The following is a 17554-nucleotide window of genomic DNA, read 5'->3' on the forward strand; positions in this document are numbered from 1 at the left end:
CGGGATGGAGCAGCCCGGTAGCTCGTCAGGCTCATAACCTGAAGGTCGCAGGTTCAAATCCTGCTCCCGCAACCAACACAACAGCGCCCCGCCCGGCAACCGCCGCGGCGGTTTTTTGTGTTTTGGGCCTTGTGATGCCGCTTTTGCGGCGGACGATCCGCGAAGGGGTTTGACAGCGGCGGCCGCACGCGGCTTTCTCCGCCGCGATGAAGCGCATTATCCTCGCAGTTATCGCCCTGGCCGTGATCGCGGCCGGCGTGTGGTTCTTCCTCCTGCGCACCAGCGGCGTGCCGGTCTATACGGCGATGGTCGTCGCGACCCATCCGCACGATCCGACCGCCTTCACCGAGGGGCTCTTCTTCAAGGACGGCGCGCTCTATGAAAGCACGGGAGAGGCGGGGACCTCGTTCATCCGCAAAGTCGACCCGGCGACCGGAAAGGTGCTCCAGCAGGTCGATCTGCCGGCACCCTATTTCGGCGAGGGCATCGTCGCGTTCGGCGACAAGCTCTATCAGCTGACCTGGAAGGATCAGACCGGCTTCACCTACGGCCTCAAGGACATGACGCTTGGCGATACCTTTGCCTATCAGGGCGAGGGCTGGGGCATGACCCAGAACGGCAAGAACATCATCATGTCGAACGGCAGCGACGAGCTCCGCTTCCTCGATCCCACGACGATGCAACCGGTCTCGACGCTCAAGGTCACGGCGAATGGCTGCCCTGTCCAGCAGCTCAACGAGCTCGAATGGATCGACGGCGAGATCTGGGCGAACATCTGGCAGACCAACCTGGTCGCCCGGATCGATCCCGCCAGCGGCAAGGTGACGAGCTTCCTCGATGTGAGCGCGCTCGGTCCCAAGACCAGTGACCCCGACGTCGTGCCCAACGGCATCGCCTATGATGCCGCGAGCAAGCGCGTGATGGTGACCGGCAAGCATTGGCCGCAACTCTTCGAAGTGAAGCAGGGGGCGGCCGTCAGCAACAATGCCGATGCGGCGAAGCTGACGAACTGCGGCGGCTAACCCCGCAGTTCTTTGCGATCAGATCGGACTTCGTGGCGACGAAACCGGACGCCGCGTTGCGCGGTTCATGATATGAGGCCCTGATGGGGCTGAAAGATATGACGGGTCTGCTGAGCAGGCGCGACGTGCGCGCCGCCACGCTTCTTGCGCTGGCATTGTGGACCGGAGCGTTGGTGCTCTGGTCAATGCCGGGCTTTGCCGCCGGCGACCCCATGTCGTTCGGCCTGGCCGTGCTGCTCCTCAAGACCTTCGTTGTCGGCATCGTCTTTTCCGCGTTGATCGCAGCCGCGCTGATGCGGGTCGAGCGCTGGGATCATCGCCCCCCGATCATCGCGGCGGCTCTGTTCACGCTGGTGCTCGCGCTTGCCCATGGCTGGCTCGACGCGATCTTCATCAACGAAGCGCGGGTGGAAGCCGGGATGAAGACTGCACCGCTCTGGCGGCAGTTCGTCTTCGGACTGATGCCGTTCGTGCTGGTCTATGGCCTCTACGCTTCGGGGCTGGGGCTGGTGTTCAGCAGCATGGTCGCGCAGGAGCGCGAGCGCCAGCTCGCTGCCGCGCAGAGTGCCGCGCAACAGGCGCAGCTTGCCGCGCTGCGCTTCCAGCTCAATCCCCATTTTCTGTTCAATACGCTGAACGCCATTTCCTCGCTGATCGTTACCGGCCGCAATGACGAGGCAGAGGGAATGATCGGCAAGCTCTCCGATTTCCTGCGTGCCAGCCTTGAGGCCGATCCGCAGCGCGAAGTGACGCTCGACGAGGAATTCGCGACCATCCAGTCCTATCTGGATATCGAGGCGGTGCGTTTCCGCGACCGGCTCGAGGCGGAGTTCATCTGCCCGGTCGAATTGCTCGACGCATTGGTGCCGAGCTTCATCCTGCAGCCGTTGATCGAGAATGCAGTGAAATATGCGGTCGCGCCATCACGGCGCACTGTGCGGATCGTGGTGCGCGCGACGGCGACGCGCGAGGACGCGCTCCTGCTTTGCGTCGAGGATGACGGCGGCCAGGCATTTGGCGGGGCACCCAAGGGCGGCACCGGTCTGGGCCTTGCCAATGTCCGCCACCGGCTTGACGCATTTTACGGTCCTGGTGGCGAGCTGGTTGCCACGGCGCGCGAGCGGGGCTTCGTCGCGCTTATCACGCTGCCGCTGCACCGGGCGCAACGCGCGGAGGCGGCGGAGTGATGCGGGTACTTCTGGTCGACGACGAGCCGCTGGCGCTGGACCGGCTGAAGGTTGGCTTCGGCGCGATCGAGGGCGTCGAGGTTGCCGGCACCGCCAGCGATGGGATCGAGGCGGCCGAGCAGATCCGGGCGTTGAAGCCGGACCTGGTCATCCTCGACATCCAGATGCCCGGCCGCAGCGGCATGGAGATTGCCCGCGCGCTGCGCCCCGGTGAGCATCGGCCCGAGATCATCTTCGTCACTGCGTTCGAACGCTTCGCCGCCGACGCTTTTGAAGTCGAGGCCGCGGACTATCTGCTCAAGCCGGTCGCATTCGATCGGCTGCGGCTTGGCGTCGAACGCGCCCGGCGCCGGCGCGCGCTGCGCGATGCGGAGGGGCGGGTAGCCGAGCTTGAGGCGATGCGCGCCGAGGCGCGGCCCGCGCCCGTGGAGGAAATTCCCTATGACCAGGGCATCTGGGTGCCGGGTCGCCAGGGCGCGGTGCTGGTGCCGGTGACCACGATCGACTGGATCGAGGCGGCACGCGACTATGTGCTGCTCAACACCTCACTCAAGAGCCATATCCTGCGCGCGCGGATGAACGACATCGAGAAGCGGCTCGACCCGGCGGTCATGCTGCGCATCCACCGGTCGCATATCGTGCGGATCGGTGCGGTGGTGGGCGTCGAGCGCCCGGGCAAGGGAGCGCTGCGCGTTGTCCTGTCGGACGGGGCGGTGTTGCAGGTCGGACCGAACTACCAGGCCAGCGTCGAGGCCACGCTCAAGCTCTAGGGCTGGGGACTTGTCGCAGGCGCGGCGGTCCCGATCGCACCGGGCATGTGCGGGTGCGCGGCGCGTGTAGCGGATGCTGGATGAGCGATGCGTCGCCGTGGAGCATCTATGTTGAAGCTGAAGATATTTGCATTGGGCGCCGCTGCCCTGATGGCGATGGCGATGAAGCCCGCCAGTGACGATTTCGATACGTTGATCGCCGCCGAACGCCGCTTTGCCGCGGATGCCTCGGCGCTTGGGGTTACGCCGGCCTTCCGGGCCCATGTCGCACCCGACGCGGTGCTGATTTCGCCAACGCCGCGCCCTGCCCCGCCTGAACTGGCGACGCAGACCGATCCACCGGGGGCCAAACTGGAATGGCAGCCGGAGGCGGGGGCCATCGCCAAGTCCGGCGATCTTGGCTTTACCACCGGGCCCTATGTCATGCGCCAGGGGGACCGCGTCGCGCACGGCCAGTATTTCACCATCTGGCGGAAGGTGGATGGAACCTGGCGGTGGGTGATTGATTCGGGCGTGGCTCCCTTCGCCAAGGGAGAGGTGTCGATGCCGTCGCAGGTTGTCAGGATCGGCAATCCGGGCAAGGCCGGGGCCAAGCACGATCTTGAAGCGGCTGAGCGACGCCTCGATGCGGATGCGTCGTCGCTAGCCGGATTTCTTGCGGCCGAAGGGCGCGTGCTTCGGTCGGGAGGTCCGCCCGCCATCGGCGATGCGGGCGTGATGCTTGCGGGGCGAGGCATGAAGGCAACCGGCAAGCGGCTCGGTGGCGGCCAATCCGCTGCTGGTGATCTCGCCTATAGCTATGGCGAGATCACGGGGGCGGACGGCGCCTTGATCGGGCACTATGTTCGGATGTGGCTCCACGAGGCTGCGGGGTGGCGGTTGCTCGTCGATCAACTCGCTCCGCTGCCGAGAAAGGCGCCGCCGGCAAGCTAGGTGGTGCTTACCCAGCCGACCTTGGGGTCGTCGAAATCGACGACGTCGCGCAACTCCCAGATATTCGAATATCCGTAGCCGACGAGATTGATGAAGGTCTGGATGTTCAGCGCCAGCGGTGCCGATTTTAGAGGCACAGGCGGGCGATGGTTCGAGAAGTTGTTGTTGCAGTAGATCAGGATCGGGCGATCGCGGTTATGCCCTATGACTTCCGCTAGCGCTTCAGCGGTGAAATCGGTGAGCGGTAGGTTGACCGCGCCGGCGATATGGCCGCGGGCAAAGGCGTCCTTCGATCGCGCATCCAGCACCAGCGCATCCTTGGTCGTCGCCATCGCCTGGAAGCGCGCGAAGGGAAGGAGCCGCTTTGCGCGCAGTGCCCGGACATCGCGCGTTAGCGTGGCGAAGCCGGCATAGTCGATCTGGGGATTGGCGGCGGCTTCCTGGGGGGCGGCGAGGCCTAGCGCGAGGGCAGTGAGCAGCAGCATCGGCTTTCTCCACGCAATTTGGATGCGTAACGATTGCGCATCCAGGCTGCACCAGTGGTGAACGAAACAAAGTTGCGTGCCCGCCAAGCGGCGCTACACCATCTCCCGAAGTGAGAGGGGATAAGAGATGGCAAGCCTGTTCCGGTTGAAGCAGATCGTCGCGGATGAGGACCGGCCGCCCGAGCATTGCCTCGCACGCACCCTGTCCTGGCCGCATCTCGTCGCACTTGGCGTCGGCGCGATCGTCGGCACGGGCATTCTCACCCTGATCGGCGTTGGGGCGGATCGTGCAGGGCCGGCAGTCATTCTTTCCTTCGTCGTCGCGGGCGCGATCTGCGCCTGTGCCGCGCTGGCCTATGCCGAGCTGGCAACGATGATCCCGGCTTCGGGCAGTGCCTATACCTATAGCTATGCTTCGCTTGGCGAGATCGTTGCCTGGGTCGTCGGATGGAGCCTGCTTGCCGAATATACTTTGGTGGTCGCCACCGTCGCGGTCGGCTGGTCCGGCTATGCGACGCCGTTTCTCACCGGGCTGGGCGTGCCTGCCGAATTGACCCATGGCCCGCAGATGCTGGGCTGGCAGGTGGCGCATTGGGGCGTGAACGTTCCGGCATTGTTCGTCGTCTGGCTGGTCTCCGGACTGCTTATTGCCGGCACGCGCGAGAGTGCGACGATCAATGCGTTCTTGGTGGTGGTGAAGCTGATCGCGCTCGCGGTGTTCGTCGCGGTGGCGCTGCCCTATTTCAACGCGGCCAATTTCGATCCCTTCGCGCCCTTCGGATTCGCCAAGCATGCGAGCGAGGGTGGGGTAGAGCGCGGCATGATGGCCGCCGCTGCGATCATCTTCTTCGCATTCTACGGTTTCGATGCGATCTCCACCGCGGCGGAAGAAGCCAAGAATCCCGGGCGCGACCTTGCCATCGGCATCGTCGGCTCGATGGTGGTCTGCGTCATCATCTACATGGTGGTCGCGCTCGCCGCAGTTGGCGCGCTGTCCTATACCCGTTTCGCCGACAGCCCCGAGCCGCTGGCGCTGATCCTGCGCGAGATCGGCCAGCCGGGCGTTGCCAAGTTCCTGGCGCTGAGCGCGATCGTCGCGCTGCCCACGGTTATCCTGGGCTTCCTGTTCGGCCAGAGCCGCATCTTCTTCGTGATGGCGCGCGACGGCATGCTGCCCAAGAGCCTGGCCAAGGTCTCGCGGCGCGGCTCGCCGGTGCGGATCACCATCTTCACGGCGTGTGTGGTGAGCGTGTTCGCTGCCTTCCTGCCGATCGACGAGATCGCGGCGCTGGCCAATGCCGGCACCCTCACTGCCTTCGCCGCAGTTGGCCTGTGCTTGCTCGTGATGCGCCGCCGCGCGCCCGACATGGTCCGCCCGTTCCGCACGCCCTTGCCCTGGGTAGTCGGCCTGGGTGCGATCCTGGGCTGCCTCTATCTGTTCGCCAGCCTGCCGACCAAGACGCAGATCTGGTTCGGCTGCTGGAACCTCTTGGGTCTGGTCGTCTATTTCGCCTATGCACGCCGCAACGCAGCAAAGGGGTAAGTGATGGCAGGCTGGACGATCGGGATCATCGGCGGATCGGGGCTCTACGATGTCGAGGGCATCGAGGATGGCGAATGGATCTCGACCGAGAGCCCCTGGGGCAAGCCTTCTGACGACTGCTTCGTCGGGTGGGTGGGCCATGTCCGCGTGGTCTTCCTGCCGCGCCATGGCCGCGGGCACCGTATCTCGCCGTCGGACCTGAACGTCCGCGCCAATATCGATGTGTTGAAGCGCCTGGGCGTGACCGATGTTCTTGCGGTTTCTTCGGTCGGTTCGCTGCAGGAAGAGCGGGCGCCGGGCACCTTCACCATCGCCGATCAGTTCATCGACCGGACCAAGGGCCGCCCCTCGAGCTTCTTCGGCGAAGGCATGGTCGCGCACGTCTCGATGGCCGATCCGGTCTGCCCGCGCCTCTCAGCGCTGGCGGCGGACGCGGCCAAGGCGGCGGGTGCCACCACCCATGTCGGCGGTACCTATCTGGCGATGGAGGGGCCGCAATTCTCCACTCGCGCCGAGAGCAACCTCTATCGCAGCTGGGGTTGCGATATCATCGGCATGACCGGCATGCCGGAGGCAAAGCTCGCCCGCGAGGCGGAACTGCCCTACGCGCTGGTCGGCATGGTCACCGATTATGATTGCTGGCGTGAGGGCGAGGAAGCCGTCGATGTCGCCACGGTGATCGCCCAGCTCGGCACCAATGCCGACAAGGCACGCAAGATGGTGATGCACCTGCTCCGGAACCTGCCCGAGGAGCGTCCGGCCTCGCCGATCGACACCTGCCTCGACTTTGCGCTGATCACCGCCGCCAATGCTCGCGATCCGCATCTGCTGCGCAAGCTCGACGCCGTCGCCGGCCGCGCCCTCTCCAACTAAGGATAACCCATGTCGTTTCTCGCCGCTCTCGCCCTGCTCGCTGCACAGGACGCGCCCGCGCCGGATCGTTCGCAGGACATGGCCTGGCAGAGCCAGCAGATGCTCGCGCTGGCCAAGCTCAACGGCGCCGATGGCTGGCACAGCACGGCCGAGGGGCTGCGCTGGCGCCGGATCAAGGGGGACGGCTCTGGCAAGCATCCGACCGTCGCCGACACGGTGACGCTGCACTATGCCGGCACCTTCATCGACGGTGAGAAGTTCGACAGTTCCTATGACCGTGGCGAGCCGGCGACGTTTCCGCTCAATCGGCTGATCAGGGGCTGGCAGGTCGCCGTGCCGCTGATGGGGGTGGGCGACACGTTCGAAATCGCGATCCCCGCCAACCTTGGCTATGGCTTCAAGGGCAAGGGGCCGATCCCGGGCGGCGCGACTCTCCTGTTCAAGATCGAACTGCTCGACATTCCCGCGCAATAGGCTGGCCCGCGCAATAGGCTGGAAATATTTCCGGCCAGGCTTGAAGCCGGCGCCATCCTCGCCGGTTGCCGCCGTGTGCCTAGGTATTTTCCCGTGGGTGAGGATGGCTTGCGCGGGTGGCAGGCTTCGCCTGCCGCTGTGTTGCCTTTGTGGCACACCGGCGCGTTAAATGTTTCACCATTTTGCCGAATATGTTTCTGCTTCTTTACAACCGAAGCGGAGTGAAACACCCTGCTCCCAGAGGGGCCTCTTGGGAGGAAGCCCGCTCAGAAACATCCCGGGCGCGATCCGGGGGAGCGAAGGGTAAACAAACATGCTGTACAACAAGACGAAGTTGCACCGTCTTGCCCGCAGCGCGGCGCCTCTGGCGCTTGCGCTCGGCATGATCGCGACGCCTGCCTATGCGCAGACGAGCACGACGCCGCAGGACAAGCCTGCCGCAGCCGACGAAGGCGATTCGATCGTCGTCACCGGCTCGCTGCTGCGCCGCACCGACACCGAGACGCCGTCGCCGGTTACCGTGCTGACCTCGGACTCGCTGGCCAAGGCGGGCATCACCACGATGAGCGACGCCATCCGCTCGATCTCGGCCGACAGCGCCGGCTCGATCGGCACCGGCTTCCAGACCGGCTTCTCGGCGGGCGGCTCCGCCGTGTCGCTGCGCGGCCTGGGCGTCTCGTCGACGCTCGTTCTTGTCGATGGCCTGCGCTCGACCAACTTCCCGATCAACGATGACGGCCACAACGCCTATGTCGACCTGAACTCGCTACCCTTCAGCCTGGTGGACCGCGTCGAAGTGCTGAAGGACGGCGCGTCCTCGACCTATGGCGCGGACGCGATCGGCGGCGTGGTCAACATCATTCTGAAGAAGCAGTTCAACGGTGTCGCGGGCACCGTCGAGGGCGGCGTGGCCGAGCGCGGAGACGCGGGCCATCTTCGCGCCGATCTCACGGTGGGCTTCGGCGACTATGAGAAGTCGGGCTTCAACTTCTATCTCAACGGCGAATATCAGCGCGACGATCGCGTCAGCAATCATGACCGCGGCTTCCCGTACAATACGCAGGATCTGACTGCGATCGGCGGCAACGACAACAACACCGCCGACAGCGGCCTCACGGTCAACACGCCCACTGCCTATGTCGTGCGCACGACGCAGAGCGATCTCAACAACCCGCTGAGCGGCGGCACCGCCGTGACCAACGATCCCGGCCAGACCTATGCGACCTACACCGCGCTGGGCATCGCCAACTGCGCGCGGCCGACCTACACGGTCACCACCGGCGCTGCTCGCGGCGTCGGCTGCCCGTATGACCTGACCGACCTGTACCGACAGATCCAGCCGCTGCAGGAGCGCTACTCGGTCAATGGCCGCCTGAGCGTCCGCCTCAGCGACAACATCGAAGGCTATGTCACCGGCAGCTTCAGCCGCAGCTACGTCTCGATCACCAGCGCCTTCCCGTCGGCGATCCGCCAGACCCAGCCGTTCGGCGGCAGCCCGCTCGTCGCGACAAGCAATCCGGGCGTCGTCCTCCCGTATTTCGTCTGCTCGGCGGGAACGAACTGCGCCACGGCCGCGGATCGGCGCCTGAATCCGAACAATCCCTATGCCACCAACGCGGCCGCAACTCCTGCGATCGCGGCCGCCAACGCCGCCCGCATCTATTATCTGTTCGGCGACATCCCGGGCGGCAGCGAGCGTACCAACGATGTGTATCGCTTCAGCGCGGGCCTCAATGGCAGCCTCGCCAACGACAGCTGGCGTTGGCGGGTCGAGGGCGTCTATGCCCGCGACAATCTGGAGATCACCCAGCACGGCCTGATCAACATCGCCGCGCTGCGCCAGGTGATCAACACCGGCGCGTACAACTTCGTCAATCCGAGCCAGAACACCCAGGCCGTTCGCAGCTTCCTGGCGCCGGACAAGACCACGCCGTCCTATTCGGAAATGTATTCGGCCGACGTTTCGCTCACCGGCGAGCTGGCGCAGTTGCCGGGCGGACCGTTGCAGCTCGCCGTGGGTGGCCAGGTGCGGCATGAGACGCTGGAGAACAACAACCAGAACGCCGCACTCGATACCTACGGTCTGACGACCTCTTCGGCGTTCGGCTCGCATACCGTGTACGCCGCCTTCGCCGAGCTCGACGCGCCGATCCTGTCGTCGCTCGATATCAACCTGTCCGGCCGCTATGACCATTATTCGGAAGGCTATGGCCGCTTCTCGCCGAAGGTGGGTATCAAGTTCACGCCGATCCGCGAGTTCGCGGTGCGCGGGACCTACTCGCAGGGCTTCCGCGCCCCGACCTTCGCCGAGGCCGGTCCCCGCAGCCAATATGCCGGCTTCGTGACGATCACGCCGCCGGGCGCGTTCTGCGCGCAGCATGGTGGCAGCAATAATTCCGGCTCGTGCGCCAACGGCGGCAACCCGTACAACTTCCAATATTCGGTGGGCCGCGGTTTCGCCGGCAATCCGAACCTCGAGCCTGAAAAGTCGCGCAGCTTCACCGCCGGCGCGATCTTCCAGCCGGCGAAGTGGTTCAGCGCCACGATCGACTATTACAATGTGAAGAAGACCAACCTGGTGGCGAATGGTCCGCTCGCCGGGGCCGCGATCAACGCCTATTACTCGGTTGCCGGCAACAGCTACGCATCGGCGGCCGCGGCGTCGGCGGCAGGCTGTGCCGCAGTGGCCGCGGTCGGGGCAGGCTATTCGTGTAACCTGATCGACGGCGTCGATCCGCTGTTCCCGAATGCGCTGCCGCGCGTGCTGATCGTCAACGCGCCGTTCGTGAACGTGAACTCGGACACGACGGAGGGTCTCGACTTCTCGGCGACCTTCTCGGCTCCGTTCGGCGGTGGGGTGAAGTTCACCAGCCGTGTCGAGGCGACCTATGTGCTGCGCTACGACCGCGACACGGCGGCGGGCATCCAGCGCTTTGCCGGTAGCTTCGGCCCCTACGACCTGTCGTCGGGTAACGGTACGCCGCGCATCCGCGGTAACTGGCAGAACACGCTCGACTTCGGCAACTACACGATCAGCGCGACGGCCTATTATGTCGGCCGGATCAAGGAAGTCTCGACCGACCAGGGCAACCTATCCACGTCGTGCTCCGCGAACCTGTACAAGGTGCCGGCATCGGCGCCGGGTTATGAGAAGTTCTGCTACGTCAATAGCTTCATCAATATTGACCTGAACCAGACCTTCCGCGTCAACGACGACTTCACTTTCTTCGTGAACGTGAAGAACCTGCTCGATGCCCGTGCACCGATCGCTCCGGCGGCCTATGCGAGCGCGCCGAACTTCCTCACCACCTGGCACTATGCCGGCCTGATCGGCCGCCAGTTCCGGGCGGGCGCGACCTTCAAGTTCTGACAGCGGCTTGAAGTTCGTGAAATGGGGCGGCCTCCTTCGGGAGGCCGCCCTTTTTCGTTCAGAAGCGGATGCCGACGCCGGTAGTGACGTTGTTGCCCACCACGCCGCGGGCATAGTCGGTGTAGCGATACTCGCTTTTCCAATAGGCGTTGGGGAGCAGCTTCACCTCGACGCCGGCGCCGAGCAGCACGCCATCGAGATTGTTGCGTGCGCTGCTGGTGACACCCGCGACCGTCTCGTCCTGGCGGAGCTGGAGATTGGCGTAGCCGAGCTTGCCGTAAAGCAGCGTATTGGGCGTGATCGGCGTGCCGATGCGGCCGGCGAGGGTGATCTCGCGGCGCTTGCGCAACTCGCCGCCATCGGTGGCGTCGCCATAGCTGTAGCCAGTGTCGGCAAGGTTGAGGCCGACATCGATGCCAGCGATCAGCTTGGGTGCGACCGCGACGTCATAGCCGATCGCTACCCCATAGCCGAGATCTCCCTGCTTCTCGCGACCGTCGCTGGCAGTGGCCAGGTCGAAGCGGATCTGGTCGAAGCCGATCGTCGCTTCGGCACGGGCCCCGGTGAACTGGTCCGCATCCTGCGCCAGCGCGGGCGTGGCCGCGCACGAGGTGGCGGCGATGAGGGCGATATGCAGCTTGTTCATTGTCTACTCCATGTACTGGCGCCACAGGGCGCGGAGGCGGTACTGGAGGCACGGAATCGCGCCCGGGTTTCGGGCGATTGCAGCTCGATCGGATTGCGTTGCGAGGACGCAATAAAAGGGGGCGATACCGGAAGGTACCGCCCCAGAAATCACCGACGCCGGCAGTTAGAACTTGAAGTTCGCACCTGCGCGGAACGTCCGGCCGATCAGGCCGGGTGCATGCCACGAGGTCAGCGTGTTCACCTGGCTCGGATAGGCGGTATTCGCGAACAGCGGCGCGCGCGCGTTCGTGACGTTGCCCACCAGGCCGAAGAAGCTGAACTGGTCGTTGACCTTCACCGACAGGTTCACATCCGTGTAGATGAAGCTGTTGATGTGGCAGAAGTCGGCGTTGCCGATGGTCGGCTTGTAGATGGCGGACTTGGCGCAGGAAATATCGGCGTTCGCCCCCGAACTCGCCTGGTCGGCCGCGACGGCCTTCATGGAACCGACCAGATAGGTCGTCGTGCTCAGCGAGAACTGGTTATAAGTGAACGTGTTCTGCCAGTTGCCGCGCCAGCGCGGGGTGCCGCCGCCCGACGACAGATCCTCCGGACCCACGGTGCCGGCATAACGCTGCACGGCGCCGCCGCTGCCCGGGTGGAGATCATATTTCAGCGTCTCCTGCACATCGATGCGGCTCTCCCAGCGGAAGTCCTCGCTGAACTTGATACGCGCATCGGCGGTGAACTCGAGCCCGGCGATGATCGAATAGGCCGTGTTCACATAGGGTGCGTTGAGCACGAGCAGGCGCGGCAACGCGTTGGGCGCGAAGGGATCGGCACCGTCGATCACATTGCACGAATAGCCGGCACCGACTGCCGCGACCTTGGCGCAGCCTGCCGCCGAGGCAGCAGCAGCGCTGGCGAAGGTCTGGCCCGCGACTGAGTAGTAGGCGTTGATCGCCTCCGGCGTCTTCGGGCCGGTGACGATCAGGTTTGACTTCTTCACGTTGAAATAATCGGCGGTGAAGCTCAGCCATGAGGTCGGCTCGAAGATCGCGCCGAGCGTGAGGCTGCGCGCGGTTTCGGGCTTGATGGCTGGATTGCCGACATAGCCGCGACCCAGGCTATACGCCGCCGTGTAGCTTGGATTGGCGGCATGCGCGGTGAGGAAATCACCGACCGGTGTATAGCCGACAAAGCCCGAATAGGAGCTGCGCGCATCCGATTCCGCGAAGGTCGGCGCGCGGAAGCCTTCCGAATAGGTGCCGCGAAGCGCGATCTGCTTGATCGGCTGGAACTTCACGCCCGCCTTGGGCGAGAAGCGGCCGATCCCGGTCGAATAGTGATCGTAACGGCCGGACAGGTTGATATCGAGGATGTCGAGCACCGGGGCGTCGATTTCGAAGAAACCTGCCCAGACAGTGCGGTCGCCATAGGCCTGCGCGGTGGTGAGACCGGGCACGTCGAGTTTCGGGTTCAGGCTGTTGTTGGTCAGCTTCTCCTTGCGATACTGGCCGCCGACGGCGAACTTCAGGTCGCCGCCCGGCAGCGTGAAGAGGCTGCGGCTGAGCGACGCGTCCACCGTCAGCTCGCTCGAATAGGAGATCGCGGTGATCGCCGGCGCCACCATGTCGCGGACCGCCTGGGAGTTGAGGCTCGGATTGACGAAGTTATAGGCGCCGGTGTTGATCGCCTTCACCAGGCCGTTGAGATTGGCCCAGCCATATTGGGTGAAGTTGAGCCGGGCGTGCGAGTAACCCGCCTCGACGTTCCAGTCCCAGCTGTCGCCGACGGTGCCGTGCAGGCCGCCGGTGAAGCGGAACACTTCGTTGGTGCGCTTGCTGCCCGCGGGGATGTCACCGAACAGGTAATAGATGCGTGCGGCGCCCTGGCTCGGGTTTGCGGCATAGGCTGCCGCATAGGGGTTGTTCGGGTTGAGCTGGCGATCCGCCGCGGTCGCGCAGTTGACGCCCGATGCGCAGATATAGACCGGCAGTACGATGCCCGGATTGGTGGTCGAGGTCGACGGCGAGCCGCCGAATGCCTGGGTCTGGCGGATCGTGCGTGGGGCGTTGATGATATCGACCTGGCTGTTCGCGTAGCTGGCCGCAGCATAGCCCTCGATATTGTCGCCGATGCGGTAGCTCAGCCGGGCGACGGCGTCATAGCGCTGCTGCTTCGGCGTGATCTGGCCATACTCCCTGGTGAGATCGTGCTTGCAGGCGGTGCCGACGCGGGTGCCATTCTCCGAATAGGTGCCATAGGCGCAATTCGCGAGCGGCGTGAGCGAGGTGTAGAGCGCCGGCGACGTGGCGTTCGTCACTGAACCCGCCAGCGGATTGTTCAGATCGCTCTGGGTCGTGCGGGTCACGACGGCATCTGTCGTCGGCGTGCCGAGCGTATCGTCGGCGCGGTTGTTGTCGTTGCCCCCGACGCCGCGAAGATCGAGCGTGTTGAAGGGGAAGCCGCGCGAGTCAGCCGAAATGCGGCCGCCATATTCATAATCGCCGCCGACATAGACGTTGAAGCCCTGCGTGTCATAGTCGCCGAAGCCGAAGAGGAGCTTCGCGCGGTACTTTGCGCCGTCGCCCTGCTCGGTCGCGCCACCTTCGACGGTCGCTTCGAGACCGGTCATCTGCTTGCGGGTGATGATGTTGACCACGCCGCCGATCGCGTCCGCGCCATACAGCGATGAAGCGCCGTCCTTTAGAACCTGCACCTGCTGAACATTCACCAGCGGGATGCTGTTGAGGTCGACATAGGAGTTGTGGCCGTCGTCGCTGAGCGGGAAGTTGGTCGAGCGAAGACCATCGACCAGGATCAGTGTGGACGACACGCCAAGGTTACGAAGCGAAACGGCGGCACCGCCGGCGGAGAAGCCGCTGGTGAAGCCGTTGCCGATCGAGCCGGCGCCGTCGGCGGAGGCCGAGCGGATGGCGTCCGTCACGTTGGTGATGCCGGCGCGCTCGAGATTCTCCGCGGTGATGACCGTCACCGGCGACGCGGTGTGGGTATCCGACTGGCGGAAGATCGAGCCGGTGACCACGATGGCACCGTCATTGGACGGACTATCCTGTGGCGGCGTAGCGGTTGTGGCTTCGGTGCTTGTGGGAGCTTCCTGGGCGAAGGCGGGCGCAGCAAGGAGCGAGCCCGCCAGCGCAACGGCGGACAAGGCCGCGCTTGCGCGCAGCCGTGCGGTGGTCGTCTTCATGTATTTTTCCTCAATCTCCCCGGCTCTGCTCTCGGCAGACCGGAGACCCCCCGCACTTCCTCGCCGGCGTCCCTGCAGCAACGGCGAAGCGGAGGAGAGGATGAGAGAGTGTTTTACTCGTGTAAAGCATCTCCGCGCCGGAAAGGATTGTTGCCGGGCCGTTTCCGGACGTGTGTTTCCGAAATGCCACACCTGTGCGGCGTGGAGAGATGCCCGCCTGCCGGTGGGGTGCAGGCACAAAAAAAGGGAGGGCGTTGCCGCCCTCCCCCGATTTTCTTCGCCTTGGCTATCAGGCGGCGAGCTTGCGCAGCACGTAGTGCAGGATGCCGCCGTTGAGGAAATATTCCAGCTCGTTGACGGTATCGATCCGGCAACGGGTGAGGAAGGTTTCCTTGGTGCCGTCCTCGCGAGTGAGCTCGACTTCCACGTCCTGGCGCGGGCGGAGGCCGGCCACGTTCTTGATCGTGAAGGTGTCGCTGCCCTTGAGCTTCAGCGTCTCGCGGGTCACGCCTTCGGCGAACTGGAGAGGCAGGATACCCATGCCGACCAGGTTCGAGCGGTGGATGCGCTCGAAGCTCTCGGTGATGACGGCGCGGACGCCGAGCAGGTTGGTGCCCTTCGCCGCCCAGTCACGCGACGAGCCGGTGCCATACTCCTTGCCCGCGACGATCACGAGCGAAGTGCCGTCGGCCTTGTGACGCATTGCGGCGTCGTAAATCGGCATTACCTGACCACCATAGCGGGTCATGCCGCCCTCGATGCCGGGCACCATTTCATTCTTGATGCGGATATTCGCGAAAGTGCCGCGGACCATGACTTCATCGTTGCCGCGGCGCGCGCCGTAGCTGTTGAAGTCCTTCTTCGCCACCTGATGCTCCTGCAGGAAGGTGCCTGCGGGGCTGTCGGCCTTGATCGAGCCGGCCGGCGAGATGTGGTCGGTGGTGATCGAGTCGCCGAGGATGGCGAGGGGCTTGGCTTCGATGATGTCGGTGACCGGAGCGGGGGTCATCGACATGCCTTCGAAATAGGGCGGGTTGTGGATGTAGGTCGAGCTGGTCGGCCACGAATAGGTGTCCGAGCCCGTCACGTCGATCTTCTGCCAGTGCGCATCGCCGGCGTACACGTTCGCGTAGCGCGACCGGAACATCTGGTCGTCGATGTTGGCACTGATCAGCCCGGCGACTTCCTCGTTGGTCGGCCAGATGTCCTTGAGGAACACGTCCGCGCCGTCCGAACCCTGGCCGATCGGCGTCTCGTACATGTCCTCGGTCACCGTGCCCTTGAGCGCGTACGCCACCACCAGCGGCGGCGAGGCCAGGAAGTTCGCGCGCACGTCCGGCGAGACGCGGCCCTCGAAGTTGCGGTTGCCCGACAGCACCGAGGCAGCGACGATGTCGTTGCCGTTGATCGCCGCCGAGATCGGCTCGGCGAGCGGACCCGAGTTACCGATGCAGGTCGTGCAGCCATAGCCGACCAGGTTGAACCCGATCGCGTCCAGATCCGCGGACAGACCCGTCTTGTTGAGATAGTCGGTCACCACCTGCGAGCCCGGCGCGAGCGAGGTCTTCACCCACGGCTTGCGGGTCAGGCCCTTCTCGCGCGCCTTGCGGGCGACGAGGCCGGCCGCAATCAGCACCGAGGGGTTCGAGGTGTTGGTGCACGAAGTGATCGCCGCGATCACCACGTCGCCGTCACCGATGTCGTGGTCCTTGCCCTCGACGGGCACGCGCACGGCATGGTCCTTCTTGTAGACCTTGGTCAGGTCGCCGTTGAACACTTCGTCGACGCTGTCGAGGCTGACGCGGTCCTGCGGGCGCTTCGGGCCGGCGAGCGACGGACGCACGGTCGACATGTCGAGCTCGAGCGTGTCGGTGAAGATCGGCTCCGGACCATCGACCGAATGCCAGAAGCCCTGCGCCTTGGCATAAGCTTCCACGAGCGCAACGGTCTCGTCCGGACGGCCGGTGAGGCGCATGTAATCGAGCGTCTTGTCGTCGATCGGGAAGAAGCCGCAGGTCGCGCCGTACTCGGGCGCCATGTTGGCGATCGTCGCACGGTCCGCCAGCGTCATCGCGTGCAGGCCCGGGCCGTAGAACTCGACGAAGCGGCCGACCACGCCCTTGGCGCGCAGCATCTGGGTGACGGTGAGCACCAGGTCCGTGGCCGTGATGCCCTCGCCGAGCTTGCCGGTCAGCTTGAAGCCGACGACTTCGGGGATGAGCATCGACACCGGCTGGCCGAGCATCGCGGCCTCGGCCTCGATGCCGCCCACGCCCCAGCCGAGCACGCCCAGGCCGTTGACCATCGTCGTGTGGCTGTCGGTGCCGACCAGCGTGTCCGGATAGGCGATCGTCGCGCCGTCGGCGGTCTTGGACGACCAGATCGACTGCGAGATATATTCGAGGTTCACCTGGTGGCAGATGCCGGTGCCCGGCGGCACCACCGAGAAATTGTCGAGCGCCTTCGAGCCCCACTTGAGGAACTCGTAGCGCTCCGCATTGCGCTCGTACTCGAGGGCAACGTTATCCTCGAACGCCTTGGGCGTGCCGAACTCGTCGACCATCACCGAGTGATCGATGACGAGGTGGACGGGGACCTGAGGATTGATCTTCTGCGCATCGCCGCCGAGCTTGGTGATCGCATCGCGCATTGCCGCCAAATCGACCACGCAAGGCACGCCGGTGAAGTCCTGCATCAGCACGCGGGCCGGGCGATACTGGATCTCGCGGTTCGAGCGGGCATCCTTCTGCCAGTCGACGATCGCCTGGGCGTCGTCCTTGGTGACGGTGACGCCGTCCTCGAAGCGCAGCATATTCTCGAGCAGCACCTTCATCGAGAAGGGCAGGCGGCTGATGTCGCCAAGCTTCTTCGCGGCCTTGGGCAGCGAGAAGAAGTCGTAGCTGGCGGTGCCGACAGTGAGCGTGTCGCGGGTGCCGAGGGTATCGTTGCCGATCGCGGTCATGAGGCGCGGGGTCCTTTCTTTTGTCCGGCCGGGCGCTCGGGGGACGTGGCACCTTTATAGAGCCGCGCGGGCGCACCGGAGTGCTGCGAATGCG

Annotated in this window: 12 protein-coding genes; 8 read left to right on the forward strand and 4 right to left on the reverse strand. The window is 64.9% G+C overall.

Annotated features, from left to right (window positions below; translation table 11 throughout):
* Positions 1 to 206: 206 nt before the first annotated feature.
* From AC1RJ5_RS17430 to AC1RJ5_RS17445, 4 genes are all read left to right on the forward strand, one after another.
* A complete protein-coding gene (locus AC1RJ5_RS17430) occupies positions 207 to 1022 on the forward strand; it encodes a glutaminyl-peptide cyclotransferase (protein ID WP_493114756.1) in 816 nt (271 codons plus the stop codon).
* An 83-nt stretch (positions 1023 to 1105) separates the two neighbouring features.
* Positions 1106 to 2209 (forward strand): sensor histidine kinase, encoded by a 1104-nt coding sequence (locus AC1RJ5_RS17435; RefSeq protein ID WP_269572853.1) that lies wholly within the window; start codon positions 1106 to 1108, stop codon positions 2207 to 2209.
* Complete coding sequence (locus AC1RJ5_RS17440) at positions 2209 to 2979, forward strand: LytR/AlgR family response regulator transcription factor (RefSeq protein WP_269572852.1); 771 nt, start codon at positions 2209 to 2211, stop codon at positions 2977 to 2979. Before AC1RJ5_RS17435 ends, AC1RJ5_RS17440 begins: the two co-directional genes overlap by 1 nt.
* Positions 2980 to 3087: 108 nt before the next feature.
* Complete coding sequence (locus AC1RJ5_RS17445; protein ID WP_269572851.1) at positions 3088 to 3912, forward strand: nuclear transport factor 2 family protein; 825 nt, start codon at positions 3088 to 3090, stop codon at positions 3910 to 3912.
* On the opposite strand, the gene AC1RJ5_RS17450 is transcribed toward AC1RJ5_RS17445, so the two are convergent.
* Positions 3909 to 4397, reverse strand: coding sequence for a rhodanese-like domain-containing protein (locus tag AC1RJ5_RS17450; protein ID WP_269572850.1), 489 nt, complete (start codon positions 4395 to 4397; stop codon positions 3909 to 3911). The genes AC1RJ5_RS17445 and AC1RJ5_RS17450 overlap by 4 nt on opposite strands.
* A 127-nt stretch (positions 4398 to 4524) precedes the next feature.
* Here AC1RJ5_RS17450 and AC1RJ5_RS17455 point away from each other — a divergent pair, with 127 nt between their 5' ends.
* The 4 genes from AC1RJ5_RS17455 to AC1RJ5_RS17470 all read left to right on the forward strand — a co-directional run bounded on the left by AC1RJ5_RS17455 (position 4525) and on the right by AC1RJ5_RS17470 (position 10657).
* Positions 4525 to 5940, forward strand: a complete 1416-nt coding sequence (locus tag AC1RJ5_RS17455) for an amino acid permease (RefSeq protein ID WP_493114760.1) — start codon at positions 4525 to 4527, stop codon at positions 5938 to 5940.
* A 3-nt stretch (positions 5941 to 5943) separates the two neighbouring features.
* Positions 5944 to 6813 carry an S-methyl-5'-thioadenosine phosphorylase gene (gene mtnP, locus AC1RJ5_RS17460; RefSeq protein ID WP_269572848.1) on the forward strand — a complete coding sequence of 290 codons (870 nt, stop codon included), beginning with the start codon at positions 5944 to 5946 and terminating at the stop codon, positions 6811 to 6813.
* Between the two features lie 9 nt (positions 6814 to 6822).
* Positions 6823 to 7287: an FKBP-type peptidyl-prolyl cis-trans isomerase gene (locus tag AC1RJ5_RS17465; protein WP_493114762.1), complete on the forward strand. Its 465-nt coding sequence runs from the start codon at positions 6823 to 6825 to the stop codon at positions 7285 to 7287.
* Positions 7288 to 7600: 313 nt separating this feature from the next.
* Positions 7601 to 10657, forward strand: coding sequence for a TonB-dependent receptor plug domain-containing protein (locus tag AC1RJ5_RS17470; RefSeq protein WP_493114764.1), 3057 nt, complete (start codon positions 7601 to 7603; stop codon positions 10655 to 10657).
* Positions 10658 to 10715: 58 nt separating this feature from the next.
* Here AC1RJ5_RS17470 and AC1RJ5_RS17475 read toward each other — a convergent pair whose 3' ends face one another.
* The 3 genes from AC1RJ5_RS17475 to acnA form a co-directional block, all read right to left on the reverse strand.
* Complete coding sequence (locus AC1RJ5_RS17475) at positions 10716 to 11303, reverse strand: outer membrane protein (RefSeq protein WP_493114766.1); 588 nt, start codon at positions 11301 to 11303, stop codon at positions 10716 to 10718.
* 165 nt (positions 11304 to 11468) lie between these two features.
* On the reverse strand, positions 11469 to 14498 hold the full coding sequence (locus AC1RJ5_RS17480; protein WP_493114768.1) for a TonB-dependent receptor plug domain-containing protein: 3030 nt from the start codon (positions 14496 to 14498) through the stop codon (positions 11469 to 11471).
* A gap of 289 nt (positions 14499 to 14787) precedes the next feature.
* Entirely contained in the window at positions 14788 to 17460 is a 2673-nt protein-coding gene (gene acnA / locus AC1RJ5_RS17485; RefSeq protein WP_342250712.1) for an aconitate hydratase AcnA, read from the reverse strand.
* Between the last annotated feature and the right edge of the window lie 94 nt (positions 17461 to 17554).

The sequence above is a fragment of the Sphingomonas sp. GW822-FHT03G08 genome (assembly GCF_058801135.1).